This is a genomic window from Leptolyngbya sp. FACHB-261 (assembly GCF_014696065.1).
Lineage (GTDB): Bacteria > Cyanobacteriota > Cyanobacteriia > FACHB-261 > FACHB-261 > FACHB-261.
On record NZ_JACJPL010000022.1, the window covers coordinates 204,822 to 227,517 of the forward strand.

Sequence of the window (22,696 nt, forward strand, 5' to 3'; positions counted from 1 at the left end):
TGTTTGAGAGATGCTTACAGCAAAGAAATGTGGAACTTTTGCAGCAAGCTAACGAGTTCCATTACTGAGCGAGATCAGAAAAACACCGACGCAGATAAAGGCGATACTAACCCAGCGAACAGGTGTGACCTTCTCTTTCAGGATGTACTGAGTTCCCAACATATTGATCGGTTCGGTCAGAGCTGTCGCGGGTAGGACAAAACTGAGATCAGCCCAACTCAGCAGAGAAATAAACATAAAAAAGGCAACCGTCATGCATAGGACTCCTAATCCCAGCTTTGGATTGAAAATAGCCCGACGGGCAAGTCGCAACAGCGCTCGCGGTTGAAGCGTGGAGACTTCGCCCACCTGCTTCATTCCCTGAGTCAGCAGTAAGCTACCGGCACAGTCTGCTAATACCAACACACTCAGAGCAAGCCACGTCCTCAACCCATCACCTCTTCGAAGATCTCTGCCTACGCCGGCGGTTTTCGCTAAAGCCCACTAGTGCTATGCCAATGGTCACCAGCAGGGTGCCAGCCCAGCGGGTTACAGCGACCTGTTCGCCCAAAAACAACCAAGCGGACAACGTGGTCAATACATAACTTGACGCAATCATCGGCAGCACATAGCTCAAATCAAGCCGGGAGACTGCCGCCAAATACAGGAGCAGCGCCGCAATTAAGCAGACAATGCCCAGAATGACCCAAGGATTGGTGAGCACCTGAAAGGCAAAGGGCACGAGCACCAGTGGATTGGCTATATTTTTGACCTCGCCCAACTGCCGGATACCGTGGCTGAGTAAGCTATTGCCTAAAACTTGCAGGACAACCAACAAGGAGAGCGTGATTAGATTAGCCACTCAGCTCTAGACTCCTACGCCTTGGCCTGCCTTTAGGCTTGTCGGTGTGGTGTGCGTGGCCCGAGTGCGGCGCTCCTTGAGATAGGAGAAAAATTCGCCACCCTCGCGCAGGCGTCGCACCAACATTTGCCGGTCGGTGAGCATTTCGCGGACGATGGGCAGGATCGCTTGGGGGCGGAAATAGAACTGGCGATACATGCGCTCCACAGCATCTTCAATCTCGGCGCTGGATAGGTCTGGGTATTGCAGCGTTGAGGTTTGAATCCCAGAACTGGCGATTAGGGCCTGATCGCTAAACCAGCCGTTCGCCTTTGCCTGTTCGTAAAGCTCGGTGCCTGGATAAGGGGCGGCTATCGAAACTTGAATGGTGTGCGGGCTGATCTCGCAGGCGAAGCGAATCGTTTCTTCGATGGTCTCTCGCGTTTCCAGAGGCAAGCCGATGATGAAGGTGCCGTGCACGGTGATGCCCAGCTTCTGGCAGTTCTTCATGAATTCGCGAGCTGCTTCTAAGCGAATGCCCTTCTTGATGCCGTTCAGAACCTCCTGATTGCCGGATTCAAAGCCCACCAACAGCAGGCGCAGGCCATTATCGCGCAATTGTTTGAGTGTGTCGTAGTCGAGGGTGGCACGGGCGTTGCAGCTCCAGGTGAGTTTGAGCCGCTTCATGTGTTTGCTGATCTCGATGGCGCGATGGCGATCAATCGTGAATGTGTCGTCATCGAACATGTACTCGCGCACGCGGTCGCCAAAGATGGCCTTGGCCTCTTCTAATTCGCGTCCGACTACCTCTGGGCTTTTGGTGCGGTACTGATGTCCGCCAATGGTTTGGGGCCACAGACAGAAGGTGCATTTAGCGGGGCAGCCGCGCCCGGTGTAGAAGGAAACGTAAGGATGCAGCAGGTAGCCGATGAAGTATTTGGTGATGTCCAAGTCCCGCGCATAGACGGGCAGGACGCTGGGCATGGCATCCCAGTCGTGTATTAATTCGCGGTCTTCGGTGTGGTGCAGGTTGCCCTGTCGGTCGCGGTAGCTTAAGCCCTTGATCTGGTCCCAGGCTTTGCCTTCTGCTAGTTCTTTGCAGGTGTAGTCGAATTCATGCCGACAGACAAAGTCGATGCTGGGGCTAGCGAGCAGCGTTTGCTCTGGCAGCACTGCCACATGGGCACCAATAAAACCAATTTGGATATCGGGTTGCTGCGCCTTGAGCATTTCAGCGCATTTCACGTCATTGGCTAAGGACGGGGTGCTGGTGTGGATGATGACCAGCTCGTAGTCCCGAGCAATTTTCAAAATGTCTTCGACGGTCTGGTTGTGGGGCGGAGCGTCGATTAGTTTGCTCCCAGGCACTAGTGCGGCGGGTTGGGCCAACCAGGTGGGATACCAGAAAGAGGTGATTTCACGTTTGGCTTGGTACCGTGAGCCAGCACCGCCATCAAACCCATCAAACGAAGGCGGGCTAAGGAATAGAGTTTTTTTCACTGACCTCTCTCTTGGCTGGTACTGCCGAAACTTATAAAAATAGAAAGTCAGTTCAAGGTTGAGAAACTTTGGACTGAAGTTCAGAACTAGTGTCAACAAGACTAGTACAACTATTCTTCAAACTTGTCAAATCATTAATTTAAAGCACCAGAAAAGGATGAGTGGGTCTAGCAGATGCATTGACTGCTTTCTCGGCGGTTCAACAATTGGCTAGATGTCTACGAGAATACTGCGATATCTCTTCATTAAGATATGCAGTCTATGGGGAACTCGTTAATGCTTCCCAGCACTTCAACCGCTCTTATTCTCTCTTCAAGTATCTGTCAGGCCGCTCCACAGAACAGCCGAGACAGCACAATCATCTCGATCATTTGCTCGATGAGCAGAACCTATGTAAGAATAACCCTTACGTCAAACCTTTTGCCACTAACTTCATAGGGACGGCTAAGTTCTTCCAAAGCTTCTGGATCTCGCAAATCACTAGAATTGTAGATTACAAACAATAGTGTCTTTAGAGGCACCCATCGAGAATAAAGAACTAGATCCTGAGAGAAGGCATTGGATATCTTTTTTTGATCATTAGGTCCACGCACGTATTTTAACTCGATAAGAATGCCTAAGTCCTCAATTGAGATATCAGCTCTTCCCGCACGAGTTCCGACAACTTTTTGCAAAGGGTCTTCTTGCACAGAGTATTTTAGATGAGCACGCAACACTGCATGAAGCAAGTCTTGCACATCATATTCATCTTGCACCTGGTACGGAACTTTGTCTTTCCGCTGTCTATTCGCCAGTATTCGGGCTGAATGTGAGATACGCCTACAGACTTTTTCTACAAGCATAGTATCGGCATTGGTCACCGATCCAGTGTTACGGCTAAAGAGTAACTCAAAAGTGTAGTCTTTCCCTTCTACAATTGGCAGCAAACGATAATTAGAGAGGCTTGCAAGCTCTATGCTACTCATGTTCAGTGGATCAAAATAAGCCCGTTTGCGGAAAGCCTTCTGAGGCTGGCTTGTGTGGCTAATTCTAATTTCTACAGACTGGTTTGTAGAGCTAATAACTGTTCCAGCCACTGTAAATAATCTTGACTGAAGCCAGGGTTGTACAATCTGCTGTTGCAGATCTTCGAAACATAAATCGTCGGTAACGACATATGTCTCGCCTCCAAATGGTTTTACGGCACAGTGCCAATACAGAGTTGGATATTCTTCTGCTTCCATCGTCATGTCAGGCGGTGATCCCGCTCTCCTGCTGCAGTGTGCTGAGGTGTTTGCAGCTCATTGCGTAGCCCCTCATCTTCATGAGCACGGACGAAGCCTTCAACGCTCGTTGGCTGACCCAATCCCCGTCTCTTTGCTGCCAGTATAGACGCTGGCTCATGCAGGGCAAGCATTTTAGGACCGTAAAGTACAGGCTTCTTCGCCCGTTAGCAGTCAGTAAGCAGGATGTCGGTCAATTTGAGCCTCATCTAATCCGGAGGGGAACTCTGGCAACTAATGGTTTAAGGCTGCACCGTTCGCGTCGCAGCCCTGCCAGTTAGTGACTCTACTATCGCAAGGAAATCTCATGGGTTATCAGAACATTAGTGCTTCCGTCTCCGACACCGACCGCCAAGAGATGAAAGCCGCCCTTCGGGTCATCGAGAAAAAGCTGGCCTTCCTTATTACCCTCTCGCCCGCAGAACGTCGTGCCCTGCTTAAAATGGGCGACAAAAGCCTTGCCTTTGTCAACAATAGTCTGGCGGCAGGCCAAGACAATCCAGACATCCTCCCCGCTAGCTTTGACCTGGAAGAATTTGAACGCGACTACCAGCTCATCATTGCCCTTTCCGAAGTATTGCGGGGTTTGCGGCAGTTGACCGAACAGGTAGACGACACCCTCATGGCCGTCAGCAGTGAAGCAATGCGCAGCAGCCTAACTGTTTATGACTATGTCAAGACCGCAGCCAAAACTAGACCTGGCCTAAAAGCACTGGCCGAGCAGTTAGGTGAGCGATTCAAAGCTATCCGAGGCCGCACCGCCAAAGCCAAAGACGCAGTTTGAGCTTGAATACCCTTCATCAAGCCCCTGATCCTTCTGTGCGAGGATCAGGGGTTCTTTTTTGAGTTCCGAAATGCTCGAAACACGAGTGCTTAAGCGTAAATACTCGCCCAAGAGGCTCAGGAACTCATTAAAGAGGCTCGGAGCTTCATCAATGAGGATCAAAGGTTCATTAATGAAGCTCTGAGGTTCATTAATGAGGATCAAAGGTTCATTAATGGGGTTCCGAGCTTGATTAAAGAGGCTTGGAAGGTTCATTCACGAGGATCAAAGGCTCTTTAATGAGGTTCTGAGGTTCATTAAAGAGGATCAAAGGCTCTCTAAAAGAAGCTCGGAAGTTCATTCACGAGGTTCTGAGCCTCATTCACGTCCTCCAGCTAACTCCCAACTTTCTCACCAAACACACAGGCGCAGGACGCGAAGCCATGAGCTTAGCCTTGCCGCACCTCCATCTCCGCAGCCAGTTTCTCTCTGTCGCTGGCTGTAACGGCCTGCCGCCTAATCGTTGCTGGCGTGGGCACCATCAGCACCACCGCCGAGCGTGGTCCAGCATGGTAAGCTTCTGCACCAATGGGCGGAGCGCATTTCAGCTCACAGAAATCGTCGGGTGAAGGCAGCGAGGTATCCACAATCCGATGCCAGCGCTCACCCCCGCTCAGCAGCGGCAGTTCAAACTTGAGCGATTGCCAGTGGGCATTGAGAATAATGTGTAGATGCTCCTCCTGCTGAGGATGGCGCAGGCTAAAGGCCACACTGTGAGAATTCGCAGACCAATCCGGTTCCCCCAACTTGACACCGTGCCAGACAATGTGGGGTTCATGACTCCCGTAGGTCACCGTGAGCAGGCTTTCTTGCCGGAAGATCTCTAGCGATTGCGTGAAGCGAATTAGACCCTGCACAAAACGCAGTAGACCAGCCTGTCTTTCGGTAGCGCTCCAATCGAACCAACTCAGTTCATTGCCCTGACAGTAAGTATTATTGTTGCCCAATTGCGTCCGACGTACCTCATCTCCCATCGACAGCATTGGGGTGCCTTGGGAGCAGAGCAAGATCGTGAAGCAGTTCTTGATCTGTCGGAGACGCAACGCATCTATTTCTGGATCATCGGTCGGCCCTTCTACACCGCAATTCCAACTGTGATTGTCGTTGCTGCCATCGCGATTGTCCTCCCGATTCGCCTCATTGTGTTTGACGTTATAGGAGACCAAATCATTCAGCGTAAAACCATCGTGGCAGGTCACAAAGTTAATGCTACGACTCGGTTCGTAATCTAAGCGAGGATACAGATCTGGGCTGCCCAAAATGCGATCGCTTAAGCGCTTAATCGTCCCCGTGTCGCCTTTGATGAAACTGCGCACTTCATCGCGGTAAGGCCCATTCCACTCGGCAAAACGGTCGGCAGTTCCCACAAACCAGCCACCCACCTGATAAAGCCCAGCCGCATCCCAGGCTTCAGCAATCACCTTGGTGCCCGCCAGAATCGGGCTGGTTTCAATCACCCAGAGCACTGGAGGGTTGGGAATAGGGTGGCCCATTTCGTCGCGTGACAAAACCGACGCTAAATCGAAGCGGAATCCATCCACATGCATTTCCGAAACCCAATAGTGCAGGCTGTCCACAATCATGCGCGACGCCATTGGGTGATTGGCTTTTAAGGTATTGCCGCAGCCACTGTAGTTGCTGTAGTAGGTTGGGTCCGGTTCCAGAATGTAATAGGCCTGATTGGCTAGCCCTCGAAATGACAGCGTTGGACCTTTGTGATCGGATTCTGCTGTGTGGTTAAAAACCACATCCAAAATCACTTCAATCCCTGCTCGATGTAGTGCCTTCACCAGGTCACGAAACTCATCCATCGCACCCATTGGCTCAGGACGAGAGCTGTAGCCTTGGTGCGGAGCAAAGAAGCCAATCGTGCTATATCCCCAATAGTTTTTTAGACCCGGCGGCGCGTCTTGTTCATCAAATTCATGGATCGGCAATAGCTCAACTGCGGTGACCCCTAGCTGCTGCAAGTAAGGAATTTTTTCGATCAGGCCAGCATAAGTTCCCCGCTTTTCAGGCGTCACGCCCGAGTTGGGATGGCGGGTAAAGGCGTCAACATGCAATTCGTAAATGACCGTTCTAGCGAGTGGGGTTTGCAGGGGTTGGTCCCCCTCCCAGTCGTAGGTATGCGGGTCGGCAACCACAGCTCGCAAGGCTTGGGCGCAGTTATCCTTGCCCAGCACTTTGGCCGATTCCCGGTCGTAGTTTTCTGAATTAACAATCACCCGTGCGTAGGGATCTAATAGCGCTTTACTAGGGTCGAAGCGCAGCCCACGTTCTGGCGCATAGGCTCCATAGGCACGGTAGGCATAGGTTTGGCCAGCACCAATTCCAGGCACAAATACATGCCAGTAGTAAAAAGTTCGGTTTTTCCGGGGGTCAAATTGAATCGTTTGACTGGGCCGAGGCGAATCTGGCTGGTCAAAAAGCAATAGCTCCAGCCCTGTGCAATTGGAGAAAATTGAGAAGTTCACTCCACCAGCAGCAACAGTTGCCCCGAGCGGAAAGGGCTGACCGGGTAATACCTTGACCGTCATGAATGTTTAAGGCAGAAGAGGTTTAAGGCAAGCAGCGAATGCAATTCCCACCTTAAACCAGCCCATGACCTAATTCACGTTTTGCCCCTAAAAGCTAAGAGGCCCTAAAAGCTGAGGGGCTGTAAAAGCCGAGAGGTCGTAAAAGGAGGCCCTAAAAACTGAGAGCCCCCAAAAGCAAAGAGGCTGTAGCTCTGTTTGGAAAGAACTACAGCCTCTTTGCTTCATCAGATTTGGTTAGATGCTGGGTCAGAATCTTAGATCATGTTTCCCACACTCTAGGGAGACACCTTATCTCTAGCAGGCACAGGCGCTTCTCCAGCCATAGCAGGTTTGTGGTGTCTCTGGTGGAAACGGGCTTCCGCTGTCTTGATCACGATGAATAGGATCGGGACCACAAACAAGCTGAGCACCGTTGCCACAAACATGCCGCCCACAATTGCCGTACCCAGAGATTGACGAGCTGCGGCACCCGCCCCCGTCGCAACCAAGAGTGGGAAAGAACCAATCGCCGTAGAAATTGCCGTCATCAAGATTGGTCGCAACCGCTCCCGAGACGCAGTTACGGCTGCTTTGACAATGCCCAGTCCTTCATCCCGAGCCTGGTTGGCAAACTCCACGATCAGAACGGAATTCTTACTGGCCATCCCGACCAGCATGACAAAACCGATTTGGGTGTAGACATCGTTAGCTGAGCCACGCAGAAGTATCGCAATCAGAGCCCCCAGAATTGCCAGAGGCACAGTGAGCATGATGATGAATGGGTCAATGTAGCTTTCGTATTGCGCAGCCAGGGTCAAGAACACGAAGACAACGCCCAAAGCAAAGATGAATACTGCCTGTCCACCTGCTTCAATTTCTTCAAGCGATAGACCCGACCATTCATACCTGAATCCCTTGGGCAGCGTTTCGCTCGCCACGGCCTCCATTGCAGCGATAGCTTGTCCGGAACTGACGCCTTGGCCCGGGGAACCGTTGATTTCTACATCCCGTAATAGGTTGTAGTGACTGATGATCGAGGGGCCAACTGTTTGCGTAACCTTGACCAGGTTACTAAGAGGAATCATGTCCCCGGTTTGCGAGCGCACATACAGGCTATTGATGTCCTCGGGGTTAGAGCGGAATTGTTGATCTGCCTGGACGTAAACTCGATAGGCCCTTTGGAATTGGTTGAAATCGTTGACGTAAGCGGAGCCGAGGAAGATTTGCAGGGTGTTGAAGATGTCCTCCAAGGAAACCTGCAACGAAGTTGCCTTCGTGCGATCAACCTCTACCGTGATTTGAGGGGTATTGGCGTTAAAGTTAGGTCGCAGGCCAGCTAATTGTGGTTTTTGAGGCGATGGATAGGTATTGGCTCGCCCGAGGAACTTGCCTAGAGTTTCACCGAGTGTGTCAAACCCTAAACCTCTTTCATCTTGAAGGTGAAACTCAAAGCCGCCAAAGTTGCCCAAACCTTGAATGGGTGGAGGCGGAAAGGGAATTACCGCTGCTTCTTTAATTGACAGAAGCTTGGGAAATAGTCCAGAAGGCTGCGGGAAGAAACCACCGATAATAGCTTTTACAGACTGATCGGCACCTCTGCGTTCTTCCCAAGGCTTTAAGGTCGAGAAGATCAAGCCATTATTGGGTGTAGCACCACTGAAACTAAAGCCACCAACCGCAAAGATATTCTGGATTTCTGGCCGCTCTTTTAAGATTGCTTCAGCTTGCTCCAGCACCTCTTCGGTGTAGTTTAGTGAGACCCCCTCAGGACCCTGGACAACCGTAATAAAATAGCCCTGGTCTTCTTCTGGAATGAAGGCCGCTGGCACAATTGTGTATACCCAATAGGTAAGAGCCAGTGACGCAGCAAATAGCACTAGAACAATGCCTTTGCGCCGAGTTAGTTGACTAACAGTCCGACCGTAACTCTGACGGGTTTTGTCAATTCCCCAGTTAATGCCATTGAAAAACCAGTTGTCTGGATTTTGTCCTCGCTTCAGCAAAATAGCCGAGAGAGTGGGGGTCAGGGTCAGGGCATTGAAAGTTGATACGATAACAGAAAAGGCAATGGTAAGAGCAAATTGCTGATAGAGCTGACCGGTTGTACCTGGGAAAAGAGCCACAGGTACAAACACCGTGATCAATACCAGCGAAGTCGCAATGACGGCACCAAATAAGGCGTTCATGGAAGTGAGTGCCGCTTCCAATGGCTTTAGCCCATCCTCCTGAATGCGACGGCTGATGTCTTCCACAATCACGATTGCGTCGTCCACCACCAGACCCGTTGCCAGGGTCAGACCGAATAGGGTCAGAGTATTGATCGAGAAGCCCAGTAGCTTAACAAAGATAAAGGTACCGAGCAAAGAAACTGGGATGGCAACTGAGGTGACCAAAGCCGCTCGCCAGTTCTGTAAGAACATGAAAACAACCAGAACGACCAACCCGATCGCCTGCAACAGGGAGATCAAGACCTCCTCAGCTCCAGCTTCAATGAAGGTAGTTGTATCGAAGGCAACAGCGTAGCGAACACCCGGTGGGAAGTTTGCAGCTAACCGCTGCATTTCTTCCTTGACAACTTTAGCTGTGTCTAAAGCGTTGCTGCCGAATTGTTGGGTAATCCCTAAGCCAATGCCCCGGTGCGTGATTCCGTCTGCTGTAAAGCGCAGGAGAGAACTATAGTTTTCTGCGCCTAGTTCCGCCCGGCCAATATCTTTCAGCTTGACCAGTGTGCCATTTTCGGTCCTTTTAATGACCAGCTCACTGAATTCTTGGGCGTCTCTGAGTCGCCCTTGAGCAGTGACTGAATACTGATATTGCTGCTCAGAATTGACGGGCGGTTGACCAATTTGTCCAGCCCCCACTTGCAGGTTCTGCTGTTGTAGCGCAGCAACAACGTCTTGGGGCGTTAGCTGCCGACCAGCAAGGCGCTCTGGGTCAAGCCAGAGACGCATCGCGTATTTACGTTCACCGAAAATTTGCACCCCACCGACCCCATTGAGGCGTTTGATCGCATCAACAATGTAGAGATCGGCGTAGTTACTGAGATAGGTGTCGTCGTAGGTGTCCTGGCCAGTTTTTTCATTTCGGTCGGAATAAACCCCAATCGCCAGCAAGAAGTTATTGTTGGTTTTTGTGACCTGCACACCGGTCTGAGTCACAGGGCCTGGCAATCGTGATTCAACCGTTGATACTCGGTTCTGAACGTCAACGGCGGCAATGTCTTGGTCGCGCCCTATATCGAAGGTCAGGTTAATGCTGCTGGTGCCATCATTGGCACTGGTGGATTTGATGTATTTCAGACCGTTGATGCCATTCAGTTCCCGCTCCAGAATGTTGGTAACGGTAGACTCCACCACTTCAGCATTGGCACCAATGTAGTTGGAAGTCACGCTCACTTGGGGTGGCGCAATATCAGGGTACTGGGCTATCGGCAGGGTTGGAATACAGGCAATCCCCACCAGGGTGACCATGATCGAGCACACCGTCGCGAAGATGGGGCGCCTGATAAAGAAATCAGAAATGGAGAGAATCATAAGTCAGGTGCCAATTCGTTGATGTTTGGCTGTTGGTCATCGCGCCTAGTGCTAACTGCTATCAGCCAGTCATGGCGGATGACCCGTAATGGTTATTTCGCTTGGGGTGCAGGGGCCTGAGTCTCGCCGACAATTGGCGAACAGTTCTGGAGTTGCAGAATGCCAGAAACCACAATTTGATCCTTAGCGCTTACACCTTCTACAACCTCTTGATCGTTGCCAACAATCTTGCCGAGCTGGATCTCTTTTTGGACGGCCACAGTTTGATTGGGTTCAATCTGAGCTGGAGGACCACCTGCTGCCTGACCGGCGGCCTCACACCCAGAGTTTTGGTATGGCATTGCAACAAAGATGAAATCTTTGCCTGCCAAACGCGAAATCGCTGTAGTCGGTACCAGCACTCCGCGGCTAGTAGCCCAAATCACCCTGGCGCGAGCAAATTGCTCGGTTCGCAACTGACCACCTGGATTATTGAAAGATGCCTTCACCTCAATAGACTGGCTAGCAGGGTCAACGTTGGGCGCGATGAAAAAGATCTGCCCAGTTTGCAAGACTTTGCCCTCGCTATCTAGCAGTTGCACCGGCATGCCTCGCCGTAGGTCAGACGCCCGCTCTAGAGGGATTTGAATTTCAATTTCTAAAGCTTCGTTCTGAGCAACGGTGGCCAGTTGGGTTGACGTACTAACAAAGTCACCCTCTTTCACGGGGATATTGCCGACAACGCCGGTGAAGGGCGCGGTGATCGTGTAGTAATTGAGCTGAGCTGAGCCTGCATTCACAGTGGCCTGAGCCTGTTTAAGGGCCTGTTGATTGCGAACCACAGTGGCTTGTGCCCTGGTGATGGCTGCCTGCTGAGCACGCATTTCTGCTTCAGTCTGCGCTAGGTCGGCCTGGGCCTCTTGCAAGGCATTTAAGCGCTGATCCATAACCTGTTGACTGGTTGCGCCCTCAGTCAGTAGCACCTGAAAGCGCTCATATTCACGCTGAGCAAGCTGCACAGTAGATAGATTGGACTGACGGCGAGCTTCTAGGGACCTGAGCGTGGCTCTGGCAGTGGTGACATCTGCGCGCGCTGTCTGGATATCGGCTGCACTGGTTTCAGCAGCAGCAGCGCTGCTGGCTACAGTAGCCCGTTGCTCAGCCGCGTCAATTTGAAGAATGGGTTCCCCAGCCCGAACGCGAGCGCCTGCTCTCACATAAATGGCTCTGATCTGACCGTCAACTCGGGGTTGTAGGGTTACAGCCTGACGCGAATCAAGCGTGGCGGCATAGTCTGACGTGTCCGAAATCGTGCCGCTCTTCGGGCTAGCCAGCCGAACCTGGGTCGCCGGAGGTGCCATCTGACCGCCCATCATCATAGGCATGATGACGCGGTTGAAGACAATCCAGCCGACTCCTCCCAGAAGGGCCAGCACAATCAACGCGGGTACCAGGAACCGACCGAAACCTCGCTTTGGAGGCCGATGATCGCCAGAAGGTTCTGTCTCGTGAACTAGGTCTAACTTTTCTTCAGGTAAAGACTTGACAGTACGGTCTCGGTTAGTATCTTCAACGTTCATGGTCATACTCTGACTGCTGTTGGCGCGGGCTCTGAATCGTCACTAGTTTCTACTTCGTCAGGGGTTAGACCCGTGTCAAGCCTGGGGTGAGGGCTGCGAGGCACCAATGACTACCACGTCCGACTTGGGAAATACCAAATTGGACGCCCGGTGAACTAGGGTCGTGGCAACGGTGAACAGTAAGAACCCACTGAGAGGATGCAGCACGCTCAGCGCAGGGTGCAGGTGAATTGTGAGGAATTGCAAGCCGAGCAGCACTGTCAAACTACCTGTGAGGATCCGTATTCTTTGAGGAAATGGTCCTAGGAATGCCAATCCTAGTAGGACCGCTGCTAAACCACCGAAGCCACGAACAAGCCAAACATGAACGTTCCACCATTCAGGACCGTAGAACACTGCGAGTCCAACGGTCAAGAGCTGGGCAACCAAGCAAAAGGTGTAGAGCGCGGAAGTTGAGAGAAAAACAATCTTACTCCAACGCCCAGGTAACCGGACGCCATCGGAGCTGAGGTTCGTTGTCACGCTAGGGGTATCCCTCCGGTTGAATCCGTGGAGCGTTGCTAGCAGCTAGTCGCCTCAACAGTTCGTGGAGCGTTTGCTGCTCGTCAGGTGAGAGCGGGGCAAAGAAGTGGTTCGTGACAACCGTGCAAACTTGCTCTGCCTCATCGACGCGCTGTTGTCCTGCGGCCAGCAGCTGTACCTGGAAGGCCCGACGATCCGTTGGATGAGGGGTCCGTACGACCAAGCCTTGCGACTCCAGTCCGTTCAACAGGCTCACCATCGTCGCTTTGTCGATCCGGAGCCAATCGCTGAGCCGAGACTGCACCATCGGACCTTCTGATCTCAGCACCTCTAGAATGGCCAACTGGTCAGGAATGAGGTTCAGGGTGGCTAGTGCCCCTGCAAAGACCTGGTGACCTAGATCCGAGACCCAGTGCAGAACGTAGCCAGTGCAGTGGCTGAGGCACTCGGGGATGGGCTGCCAGTCGATCTCAACCTTCTCAACCTCCTTTTGAAGCTCCTCGGCGACAGCCGGCGAAGGGGCCGAGGAGGCCGAGGGCCGAGCTGACGGTGTTCGACGCTTCATTAATGGCAAAAACGTTTGATAAGAAAACGTTAGCTTGAGAAACGTTTTTCCGTCAATCTATTACGCTCATGCTAATGATTAGTGAAACCGTTGGGTTCAGTACACCTTAGGAACCAAGGTCAAAAAGATTGCTCATAAGCCTACTGTCCTAGCTTTTGTACGGAGTTATAGGCCGGATTTCTTGATTGAGGTCAGTAATACTGCCGTTGAGGTTATTTCTGAGCTTATACCGAGCCGCGTCGCCGGATCTCTTGACTAATCGCATCTAAGTTAGCCCGTAACTGCGATTGGAAAAGATTATAGAAGATGTTTCTTGGCGTTCCTGACTTAGGCTCAGCCTGAATCTGATGCGTAATCAGAACTTGAGTCGCTGGGCCACCGGGATAGGCAGAAACTGGTTGGATCGTCCAACTGCCCTGCAAATTCTGAAGGTCGCCCTCAACGAGTTGGAAGCGGTAGCTGCTCTGAGGGGTCTCAACGATCGATATGCGAATGCGAGAGGTGATTGTGAATAGAGCAACTCGACGCCGGTCAACTTGCTCAACCACTCGCTCGTTGCCCTTAGAAGATAAGACTTGGCTACTGGCAATGTTGGGCAGAAAGCTTGAATAACGGCTGTAGTCTGTGAGTACAGACCAGGCCTGGGCAGGAGTGGTGTTGACTAAAACGCGAGCAACATAACTACCATTTTCACCAGTGATGATTGGTCTTCCCTGGCGTAGGGTGACTCGCTCTTGCAGAGGGAGGGCATCTACTGGGCCATTGAATAAGCTGGACTGAGCAAAGGCAGGTTCAACCATGCCCACTAGCAAGCAGCTGCCACTGAGCAACAATCCTAAAAATACGCGAGCCTGAATCATTTCAGAACCTTTAGGTAACATCAATCCGAATCAAGGAGAGCAACAACCAACAGCAAGGGAAATCAAGGCTTTCTAGTCTCAACGCCTGACCATCACCAAACTAGACTAAAGCTCAACTAAAGAGTTCAACCAAGAACAGCCCAATCCAGGATAGAGTAAGCCTTGGCAGTTGTCGCCTACCTTATTGATCTACCTGAGTTAGTCCCTGTTTCTGGTAGGCAAAAATTAGAAGTTATTGCTTGAGACTACCGTACAGCAAAAGGTCAATAACGCCTGCAATCAACTGTTCTTGATTTAAGGGACCGAGCTGTTTAACGACGTGCAGGGATTCAACGGCTGTTAGGAACATGCCGGCAGTGAAACCAGCCTCTCCTCGTAACTGCTCTTGATATTGACCAAAGAATTGTTCCATAGGTGTGAGCACACAACGTCGGATGGCCTGGTCCACTTGGTCAGCTTTTTCCGGAGCCAGATCTGGCAGATCTGTACGAACTAAGCGGCTGATATTGAGAGGGGGCTGGGTTAAAAGCCAGGTTGCAATTTGCGTTAGGCAGTCTTCTAACCTTGGTGGCCCTGTCGCTATAATTTGCTCCAGAGTTTCCCTACGACGCTCTAAGTGACGGACCATCACTTCAACAAACAAATCCTCCTTTCCACCAGGGACGTGGTAATACAGGGAAGCCTGCTTAATACCAAGCTGCTTGGCAATATCTTTGAGCGTGACGGCAGCATAGCCGCGAGAGGCAAATAACTGCTCGGCTGCTTCAAGGACGAGTTCGCGGGATGATGCCTCACCGGATCGTTGACTCACCCACCTAACTTATATTAGGTAGACGGGTCTGTCAAGGAACTGAGAGACAAGCTCTTGTGTAACCCTCAGACTAAACTCAGAGCTTGCTGCACAAGATGAGCAGAGAGGTTGTAAAGGATAACGGAACGTCCAGCATCTGAGAGCACCCGCCCACTTTCAACCCAATTAGCGGCTTCTAAACTCACCAATAAGCGCTTTATCTCTTCATCTTTAAGACCGGAATCTCGAACGATCAAAGAAGCGGGAAGGTTGGCTTTGTGGCTGTGGCAGTCAGTGTAGTTGGCTAACACCAGCAAAATGAGTTTGAGTGAGGGCATTAGCTTAAGTTGACGGCTGATGTGGTTCCAGAGTTTTAGGTGTTGCTGACAAGGAGATAAGTGAGAGAAAGTCATTGGGGATTTGGGCAAGGGTTAGGGGTATAGAAACTGCGGAGATTGAGGTCTAAATCCAATTGGGCTTTGCGTTGTTGCCAGAGGCGACGAAGATAGGCAATGGCATCAGCCGCGTAGGTAAACCGCTCGATTTTGGTTTTGAGCAGTTGGCCGAATTCTTGTAAGGCTTGGTGCGTTTTGCAGGTACGAATGGCCTGAACGCAGGCTTCGAGCCAATGAATTAAGTTGCGATAGCTGATGAATTGACCACCGCGATCTTTGCGATGAACAAAGAGGACATTGGCCCACTGTTCGAAGCGCAAAATGCAGTCCGGGGGAATGCCTAAGCAGGTGGCAAGAACGAGAGCGAGATTTGAAATTGACGCGGATTGATGGCGTGCAAAAGTTTGCGTATGGGGATGCAAGTTGCGAGAGTATTTCACCGGGCAGGGGGACCCTGCCCCTACCGGGATTTGTGGTTGAAATCAAAAGGTTTGAAATTTCGCGGTCGTGGTTAGGGGCGAGGTTGCCTCGCCCTTACCGGGATACCGCCAAATGATTAGCCACCCTGCTTTTGGTTTCAACGTTGACCATGCAAAGTCGGGGCGGCTAGGAGGGTGTTAAAATCACCCGTTAGCCTCCTGACTGGCCTCGTACCAGTTGAGGGGTTAGCTGCCCAGGAGTTGTCGTAGAACTTCTCGGCAGCGCTAAATTTTTGCAGCTTATTAACCGTGATTGACGATAGGCAAAAGCTCCGCTCAGCGCGATGCAGCCCAGATTAGCAGAGCAACGGGTGTTGTGCAAGCGAGGCAGGGGGAAGGTCTAAATGTGCAGTTATTTAGCCTTGCTATAGATAAGCGGCGCTTAAGCATTGGTTGATTCAACATAAGCGTTCAGTGATTCAGAGTTGACTGAGAAGCTTTCAGAGTCGGCTGAGAGCTTTCCAGAGTTGGCTGAAAAGCTCTCAGGCTATTCTGTTGGGCTTTCAATGAACTTTGAAAAGCTCTCAGGCTATTCTGTTAGGTTTTCAATCAACTCTGAAAGGCTTCCAGGGTCTGCTGTTAGGCTTCCAGAGGATACTGTTAGCCTCTCAGAGCGAGCTGTTAAACTTCCAGAGGAAGCTGCCAGCTTTCCAGGGTAGGCAGAATCAACATAGCCAGGAGAGATGAATGCGCTATCGCTACTACACTGCTGATGTGTTCACGCAGACCATTTTTGGCGGGAACCAGTTAGCTGTCTTTCCTAAAGCCGAAGGACTGAAAACTGAACAAATGCAGCGAGTTGCTAGAGAACTCAATCTCTCCGAAACAGTGTTTGTGTTTCCTGCCCAAGAGTCGACACATACGCGTCGCCTACGCATTTTTACCCCAGGCACAGAGCTGCCATTTGCAGGCCATCCCACTATTGGCTCAGCCTATATCCTCACGACAATTGGTGAAATTCCATTGGACGGCGAGCAAACACAAATTGTCTTTGAAGAAGGTGTTGGACCGGTCAAAGTCCTGGTGCAAGCGACTGGGGGACAGCCGACCTTTGCTCAGCTCTCAGCCGCTCAAATGCCAGAATTTGGACCCGAACCTCCTGCTAGAGCTGAGTTAGCAGCTCTACTATCGCTCCAGGAAGACCAGATTTTGGAAGAGACTTTTACAACTCAGGCAGTGTCTTGTGGGGTGCCGTTTCTGTTTATTCCCCTGCGAGATCGCAAAGCTCTACAGCAAGCCCAACTGGATGTTGCTAAATGGAAAACCTTGCTTGCGTCCTATTGGGCTCCCCATGTCTATATTTTTACGCCTGATCCAGAATTGGAAGGCTCTAATTTTCGGGCACGCATGTTTGCACCGGCAATGGGCATCCAGGAAGATCCCGCTACAGGAGCTGCGGCTACCGCATTTGCAGGTTACTTAGACAGCCAGGAAACTGTAGAAGATGGCACTTTTCGCTGGATTGTTGAGCAAGGCTTCGAGATGGAGCGCCCGAGCATTTTAGAAGTGGAAGCTGACAAACAGCAAGGTAAAATAGTGGCAATTCGAGTGGGTGGAGCCTCAGTTCTCACAGGCGAAGGGCTACTGGAAATCCCCGCAATTGATCATTGAGCCATGCAGTACAATCAGCGCCAAACAGTTTGCTGATCTGGAGTGTAGAGGCCAATTTACAGTCATTTGCAATCATTGCAAAGCAATACAAATAGGCAATTAGATGTTGAGCGACACTGCAATCCCGACTCTTCCCTCTCGGGACTTAGATGAGACCATTGAGTTCTACAGCCAACTTGGCTTTCAGGTCCATTTTGACCCGGCTCCTTTGAATCCTTATGTTATTCTCCGTCGGGGCACAATTGAGCTGCACTTCTTTCAGCTACTTGAGATTGTCCCAGCCGAATCTTACGGCGGCTGCTACCTGCGTGTGTCTGATGTTGATACTCTTTTTTCTGAGTTTTCTGAGCAGTGTCTGCCTATTTTAGGCATTCCTCGCCTGGGAACTATAGAGGGAAAACCTTGGGGCATGCGTGAGTTTTATGTGGTCGATCCCAGTGGCAATCTAATTCGAGTTGGTCAACCCATTTCGTAATCCCATTTCATAACCTATTGCGTAGGACAAGCCGCTGCTGAAGCTTTCTCTACGGATTAACGTCTAGGGCCTGCGCAGAACTTGACCTCCAAAAGATAGACCAACCGTAGCGATATGGTCTGCCATATCTCTACCAATCCTGAATCAATACTGACGAATTTCAGATAAAAAAAGGGGCAGCCTGTTAGAGCTACCCCTTCTTACGCTTCTACAGAAACTGGACGCTATTAATTAGACATTGATCAACTCATTGGAGAGGCGCTTAAACACCAGCCGCTCGTTGCTAACATCAGCGAAGACTGTATCACCATCGTTGAACTCGCCCCGCAGAATCGCCTTGGCAATCTGGGTTTCCAGTTCGCGCTGAATCGCTCGCTTGAGCGGACGAGCTCCATACACCGGGTCGTAGCCAATATCGGCGATCCAATCGAGTGCAGCCTCGGAGAGCTTGAGCGTCATCTTGCGATCTGCTAACCGCTGCGCCAGACGCTGCGCCTGCAAGCGAACAATCTCGCGGAGCTGTGACTTGCGTAAGCCGTGGAAGATGATGATTTCGTCGATACGGTTTAGGAACTCCGGTCGGAAGCTGCTCCGCATCGAATCCATCACCCGGTCGCGCATCAGCTCGTACTTGGTATCATCGCCAGCCAGATCCAGAATGTACTGCGAACCGATGTTGCTGGTCATGATGATCACAGTGTTCTTGAAGTCCACTGTGCGCCCTTGGGCATCAGTAACGCGGCCATCGTCCAGGATTTGCAGCATGACGTTGAACACGTCCGGGTGCGCCTTTTCGATTTCGTCGAACAGAATCACTGAGTAGGGACGACGACGAATCGCTTCGGTCAACTGGCCACCCTCTTCGTAGCCGACGTAGCCAGGAGGGGCACCGATCAGGCGCGAGACGGCATGCTTCTCCATGTACTCCGACATGTCGATCCGCACCATCGCTTCTTCGGTGTCGAATAGGTAAGACGCCAAGGCCTTGGCCAGTTCGGTCTTACCTACACCGGTTGGGCCCAGGAAGATGAAGCTAGCAATCGGGCGGTTGGGATCAGCTAAGCCAGCACGAGAGCGTTGAATCGCATCGGCCACGGCTGTCACCGCTTCTTCCTGACCAATTACCCGTTCATGCAGCACTTCTTCCAGGTGCAGGAGCTTTTCTTTCTCAGACTCCAGGAGTTTGCTAACTGGAATGCCCGTCCACTTCGAGATGATTTCGGTGATGTCTTCCTCAGTCACCTCTTCGCGTAGCAGCGAACGACCACTGGTCTGGTTTTCCATCAGACGAGCTTCGGCCTGCTCCAATTGGCGCTGGAGGTCGGTGAGTTTGCCATACTTCAGCTCAGCGGCTCGGTTGAGGTCATAGTCGCGCTCAGCCTGCTGAATTTCGACGTTGACGCGCTCAGTCTCAGCCTTGATCGTTCGAATCTGATCGATGAGCTGTTTTTCCGACTGCCATTGGGCGCTCAGCGCTGACTGCGACTCTTTAAGATCTGCCAGTTCTTTTTCTAGCTTTTCTAAGCGCTCTCGAGCTGCCGCGTTGCTCTCCTTATTTAGAGACAGACGCTCCATCTCCATTTGCAGGATCTTGCGGTCGATCTCGTCTAGTTCCTCTGGTTTAGAGGTGATTTCCATCTTGAGCCGTGCTGCCGCTTCGTCCATCAAATCGATGGCTTTGTCGGGCAGGAAACGGTCAGAAATGTAACGGGTCGAGAGTGTGGCTGCCGCAACCAAGGCGCTGTCCGAGATTTTGATACCGTGGTGGACTTCGTAGCGTTCCTTAAGGCCCCGCAGAATCGAGATCGTATCTTCGACACTAGGCTGGTCCACATAGACCTGCTGGAAGCGCCGTTCCAAGGCGGCATCTTTTTCGAGGTACTTACGATACTCATCCAGCGTGGTAGCCCCAATGCAACGCAGTTCACCCCGCGCCAACATCGGCTTGAGCAGGTTACCTGCATCCATCGCGCCTTGAGTTGCTCCTGCACCGACGACGGTATGGATCTCGTCAATGAACAGGATGATTTGACCTTGAGAATCGGTCACTTCTTTGAGCACAGCCTTGAGCCGCTCTTCAAACTCACCGCGGTATTTTGCACCCGCAATCAAAGCGCCCATGTCCAAGGCAATCAGCTTGCGATCGCGCAAAGAATCGGGCACATCACCGCTGACAATACGCTGAGCCAGACCTTCCGCAATCGCTGTTTTACCGACACCCGGTTCACCGATCAAAACCGGATTGTTTTTGGTACGCCGCGAGAGAATCTGGATAGTACGCCGAATCTCGTCGTCCCGACCAATGACCGGATCTAGCTTGCCTTCGCGAGCTAGCTGGGTCAGATCGCGACCGTATTTTTCCAGCGATTCGTACTTGCCTTCGGGGTTTTGGTCCGTCACTTTTTGACTACCGCGGATTTGTTCAATCGTAGCCTTTAGCTTGCTCTCGTCTAAGCCAAATTCTTGCAGCATTGGCTTGCCGAAACGATCATCCCGAGCGTAGCCCAGAATCAGGTGTTCAATCGAGATATAGTCATCGCCAAACTGCTTGCGATAGCCTTCTGCCCGATCTAGCAAAGTATCAAGACTGCGCCCCAAATAGACAGAAATATCACTGGCTCCAGAAACTTTAGGTTGACGACTAATAAAGTCGTCGATTCGGTCCCGTAGCTTCTGAATACTGAGCCCTGCTTTGGTAAAAATGGAACTAGCAAGGCCGTCCTGTTCCAACAAAGACTTCAGTAGGTGTTCGCTTTCAATCTGCTGCTGTTGGCTCTGCTTAACAATATCGGGGGTATGGACAATTGCTGCCCAGGCTTTTTCTGTAAATTGGTTTGGGTTAGTGGGTTGCACGTCAGAGTCTCCGTTAGCCTTAAGCCCTAGATCTTGAGTTTCAAACCTAAGGTCAATTACCCCGGAGGTTTTCCCTAGACCAACAGCCAATGCAGAAGCAGCGCTGTGGATATTTTCTGCCAAAGCTGATTCGGGAATGCTGAGAGTCTGAAGCAGCTCCCGCCTAACTAGGGCAATCTATTGCCTCCGAGCCTCTATGACCAAATTATCAGAGTTATCAAGGCTCAGAGTTCGGTTGTTTGTAGCCCAAAAGCGCGATTCCCGTACTCGACCCTCCTAGGTCAGTAAGGGAAGGGTGAATACGGGAATATGGGCAAAAAGCCAAGGAAGACGAGAGCTAGACCAGAATTTAAAAGTTGGGCAAATCTTCGTCGAGGACTTCACCCTGCCCCAGCTCAACTTCTGCCAAGATTTTGCGCTCAGGGCTGAGCTGTTCAACAATCAATTTTTCGTAGCGCACGGGAACTCTGACTAGCCGAGTTTCAGTTTGCTTCCGTACAACGATCTCGCCCACTTTTTGCCTGCCACGCTCAACCACCAAGCGTTCGCCGAGTAGGCGAGTGACCTCTTCGTTCATGGGTAGAGGTGCAGAGGTTTCAGTCCTAGTAACAAACGGTGTTGCGTGAGCATTACCAACCTGAGCAGTGCCAACTTGAGGACTGGCAGCTTGAGCGATACCAACCTGGAAACTCTCTGGTTGGAAACTTTCTGGCTGAAGACTATTAGAGTGAAGCTCAGATCGGCCTAGGGCAACCTCCCCTAAGGGCTGAGGTGCTGAGTTAGATTCCGGATTGATTTGTTCAACAATCAATTTTTCGTAGCGTACCGGAACCTCGACGATGCGAGTTTCAATTTCTTTGCGTACAATGATCTCGCCAGTCTTTCGCTTGCTGCGATTAACTACTAATCGCTCATCTAGCAACCGAATGCTCTCTTCTGCTATGCCTTCCATGCCTACCAGGGGTGTGCTATTAATCGCACTGTTAATTGCTGCTACTTTGTCGATGCACTGAGTCGGATTAGAGCAAGTACAGATGGAGCTAAGGACCACCCCACCTGTACCTTTAACTCAGCTTTGAACTAGCTCACTTCGGGCTAGCACGGGGCTGAACCCAATCACTTAAAGTTGCGATCGAACGGTTCAGCCCCAGCTAAGCTTTGCTCTACTTACAGATTGTCGCCAGTCCGCTCAACAACAGGGTTGCCCTGGGTATCAATGTCGAGCTTTTCGCGGTGGATCTGCTCTTCCGAATCAACCACATCGCGGTCAACTTCTTTTTTGATGCGCACTTCTTCGCGGACGAAGGCTTCCTTGTGGATGTCTGGAGTTTCCTCGTAGACTTCCACGCGAGCTACTTCACCTTCACGGAAATCAGCTTCACCAGGATTGACTACGGTAGAGCCCGTGGGGGTCACACGCTCAATCACAACCCGCTCCTTCTCGACCGGCACTGAAACGCGAGCAGTCTCGGTTTCAACGTGCTTACCAACAGCAACTTCGCCGGTCTTGGCGCGGTGCTTGTTCGCCACTAGACGCTCTTCATAGAGACGAAGCGTTTGGTGGTCACGATCGTTCAGGTTGTACAGATCCGCGTCGTAGTCGTACTTGTAGCTATCGCGGTCGTAATTGGTGTAGTCAGTTTGAGCCGTCGTTGAAGCCCCAGCAAAGTCAGAGTTGGTGTAAGCCGACGTTGCGGTGGGGTCTACAGCGGTGCCGCTGGTTAGCATCGGATCTACCGCTGCGGTGCTAGCGGCCATGGGGGTGCGGTAAACGTTACGCACTTCTTCCTCATGGTCGTAGTCGATCTTCATGTTTTCCTTGAACTCAGGTAAGTTCTCGGCTTGCTCTTTGGTAAAGCCAGTGGCATAAACCCGGTGAGCATTGTAATCAATGCGAGAGCGGCCTACTGGCAGCAATACTTTTTTACCGAAAATCCAGAAGCCCAGGTCAACAATCATGTAGCGAAAACGGCCTTCGTTTTCGTCAAGCAGAACGTCACTGACAGAACCAACCTTCTCGTTGGTGGTTTCTGCATAAACATCTAGACCTTTAACATCAGCCCCATCAAATTGATCGCGATAATTCGGGTCAAAATCCGAGAGTTTTACGAGTGCCATATAAGCTCCGAAGCT

General features: G+C 51.3%; 20 protein-coding genes. 4 read left to right on the forward strand and 16 right to left on the reverse strand.

From position 1 onward, the window contains the following. Window positions 1–48 precede the first annotated feature (48 nt). The 4 genes from H6F94_RS13820 to H6F94_RS13835 all read right to left on the reverse strand — a co-directional run bounded on the left by H6F94_RS13820 (window position 49) and on the right by H6F94_RS13835 (window position 3,543). Window positions 49–429, reverse strand: a complete 381-nt coding sequence (locus H6F94_RS13820; RefSeq protein WP_190802814.1) for a DMT family transporter — start codon at window positions 427–429, stop codon at window positions 49–51. 4 nt (window positions 430–433) lie between these two features. Then, window positions 434–841, reverse strand: a complete 408-nt coding sequence (locus H6F94_RS32985; protein ID WP_190802815.1) for an EamA family transporter — start codon at window positions 839–841, stop codon at window positions 434–436. A gap of 6 nt (window positions 842–847) precedes the next feature. Beyond that, window positions 848–2,320 carry a hopanoid biosynthesis associated radical SAM protein HpnJ gene (hpnJ, locus tag H6F94_RS13830; protein ID WP_190802816.1) on the reverse strand — a complete coding sequence of 491 codons (1,473 nt, stop codon included), beginning with the start codon at window positions 2,318–2,320 and terminating at the stop codon, window positions 848–850. A gap of 389 nt (window positions 2,321–2,709) precedes the next feature. After that, complete coding sequence (locus tag H6F94_RS13835; RefSeq protein ID WP_190802817.1) at window positions 2,710–3,543, reverse strand: PD-(D/E)XK nuclease domain-containing protein; 834 nt, start codon at window positions 3,541–3,543, stop codon at window positions 2,710–2,712. A 346-nt stretch (window positions 3,544–3,889) separates the two neighbouring features. Here H6F94_RS13835 and H6F94_RS13840 point away from each other — a divergent pair, with 346 nt between their 5' ends. After that, entirely contained in the window at window positions 3,890–4,366 is a 477-nt protein-coding gene (locus H6F94_RS13840) for a hypothetical protein (RefSeq protein ID WP_190802818.1), read from the forward strand. Window positions 4,367–4,794: 428 nt separating this feature from the next. Here H6F94_RS13840 and glgX read toward each other — a convergent pair whose 3' ends face one another. The 9 genes from glgX to H6F94_RS13885 all read right to left on the reverse strand — a co-directional run bounded on the left by glgX (window position 4,795) and on the right by H6F94_RS13885 (window position 15,465). Beyond that, window positions 4,795–6,942: a glycogen debranching protein GlgX gene (gene glgX, locus H6F94_RS13845; RefSeq protein WP_190802819.1), complete on the reverse strand. Its 2,148-nt coding sequence runs from the start codon at window positions 6,940–6,942 to the stop codon at window positions 4,795–4,797. Window positions 6,943–7,217: 275 nt separating this feature from the next. Beyond that, window positions 7,218–10,454: an efflux RND transporter permease subunit gene (locus H6F94_RS13850; protein ID WP_190802820.1), complete on the reverse strand. Its 3,237-nt coding sequence runs from the start codon at window positions 10,452–10,454 to the stop codon at window positions 7,218–7,220. Between the two features lie 92 nt (window positions 10,455–10,546). Continuing rightward, the gene (locus tag H6F94_RS13855) at window positions 10,547–12,019 is read right to left on the reverse strand and encodes an efflux RND transporter periplasmic adaptor subunit (protein ID WP_199320407.1); all 1,473 of its coding nucleotides are present in this window, start codon (window positions 12,017–12,019) and stop codon (window positions 10,547–10,549) included. A gap of 69 nt (window positions 12,020–12,088) precedes the next feature. After that, window positions 12,089–12,535 carry a DUF6220 domain-containing protein gene (locus tag H6F94_RS13860; RefSeq protein WP_190802821.1) on the reverse strand — a complete coding sequence of 149 codons (447 nt, stop codon included), beginning with the start codon at window positions 12,533–12,535 and terminating at the stop codon, window positions 12,089–12,091. Between the two features lies 1 nt (window position 12,536). Further along, window positions 12,537–13,100, reverse strand: a complete 564-nt coding sequence (locus H6F94_RS13865) for a MarR family winged helix-turn-helix transcriptional regulator (protein WP_190802822.1) — start codon at window positions 13,098–13,100, stop codon at window positions 12,537–12,539. Between the two features lie 224 nt (window positions 13,101–13,324). Next, window positions 13,325–13,960, reverse strand: coding sequence for an SRPBCC family protein (locus H6F94_RS13870; RefSeq protein ID WP_190802823.1), 636 nt, complete (start codon window positions 13,958–13,960; stop codon window positions 13,325–13,327). A 232-nt stretch (window positions 13,961–14,192) separates the two neighbouring features. After that, window positions 14,193–14,771 (reverse strand): TetR/AcrR family transcriptional regulator, encoded by a 579-nt coding sequence (locus H6F94_RS13875; protein ID WP_190802824.1) that lies wholly within the window; start codon window positions 14,769–14,771, stop codon window positions 14,193–14,195. 65 nt (window positions 14,772–14,836) lie between these two features. Further along, a complete protein-coding gene (locus H6F94_RS13880) occupies window positions 14,837–15,163 on the reverse strand; it encodes a hypothetical protein (RefSeq protein WP_190802825.1) in 327 nt (108 codons plus the stop codon). Next, complete coding sequence (locus H6F94_RS13885) at window positions 15,160–15,465, reverse strand: hypothetical protein (RefSeq protein ID WP_190802826.1); 306 nt, start codon at window positions 15,463–15,465, stop codon at window positions 15,160–15,162. Before H6F94_RS13885 ends, H6F94_RS13880 begins: the two co-directional genes overlap by 4 nt. A 584-nt stretch (window positions 15,466–16,049) precedes the next feature. On the opposite strand from H6F94_RS13885, the gene H6F94_RS13890 reads away from it, so the two are divergent. From H6F94_RS13890 to H6F94_RS13905, 3 genes are all read left to right on the forward strand, one after another. Then, window positions 16,050–16,283 (forward strand): hypothetical protein, encoded by a 234-nt coding sequence (locus tag H6F94_RS13890; protein ID WP_190802827.1) that lies wholly within the window; start codon window positions 16,050–16,052, stop codon window positions 16,281–16,283. Between the two features lie 28 nt (window positions 16,284–16,311). Beyond that, window positions 16,312–17,235, forward strand: a complete 924-nt coding sequence (locus tag H6F94_RS13895; protein ID WP_190802828.1) for a PhzF family protein — start codon at window positions 16,312–16,314, stop codon at window positions 17,233–17,235. Window positions 17,236–17,338: 103 nt separating this feature from the next. Further along, a complete protein-coding gene (locus H6F94_RS13905) occupies window positions 17,339–17,710 on the forward strand; it encodes a bleomycin resistance protein (RefSeq protein WP_190802830.1) in 372 nt (123 codons plus the stop codon). Window positions 17,711–17,941: 231 nt separating this feature from the next. Here H6F94_RS13905 and clpB read toward each other — a convergent pair whose 3' ends face one another. The 3 genes from clpB to H6F94_RS13925 all read right to left on the reverse strand — a co-directional run bounded on the left by clpB (window position 17,942) and on the right by H6F94_RS13925 (window position 22,681). After that, a complete protein-coding gene (clpB, locus tag H6F94_RS13910; protein WP_190802831.1) occupies window positions 17,942–20,563 on the reverse strand; it encodes an ATP-dependent chaperone ClpB in 2,622 nt (873 codons plus the stop codon). Between the two features lie 349 nt (window positions 20,564–20,912). Beyond that, the gene (locus H6F94_RS32370) at window positions 20,913–21,614 is read right to left on the reverse strand and encodes a DUF2382 domain-containing protein (protein WP_313949288.1); all 702 of its coding nucleotides are present in this window, start codon (window positions 21,612–21,614) and stop codon (window positions 20,913–20,915) included. Window positions 21,615–21,730: 116 nt separating this feature from the next. Then, window positions 21,731–22,681 (reverse strand): DUF2382 domain-containing protein, encoded by a 951-nt coding sequence (locus H6F94_RS13925; protein ID WP_190802832.1) that lies wholly within the window; start codon window positions 22,679–22,681, stop codon window positions 21,731–21,733. Window positions 22,682–22,696: the final 15 nt, after the last annotated feature.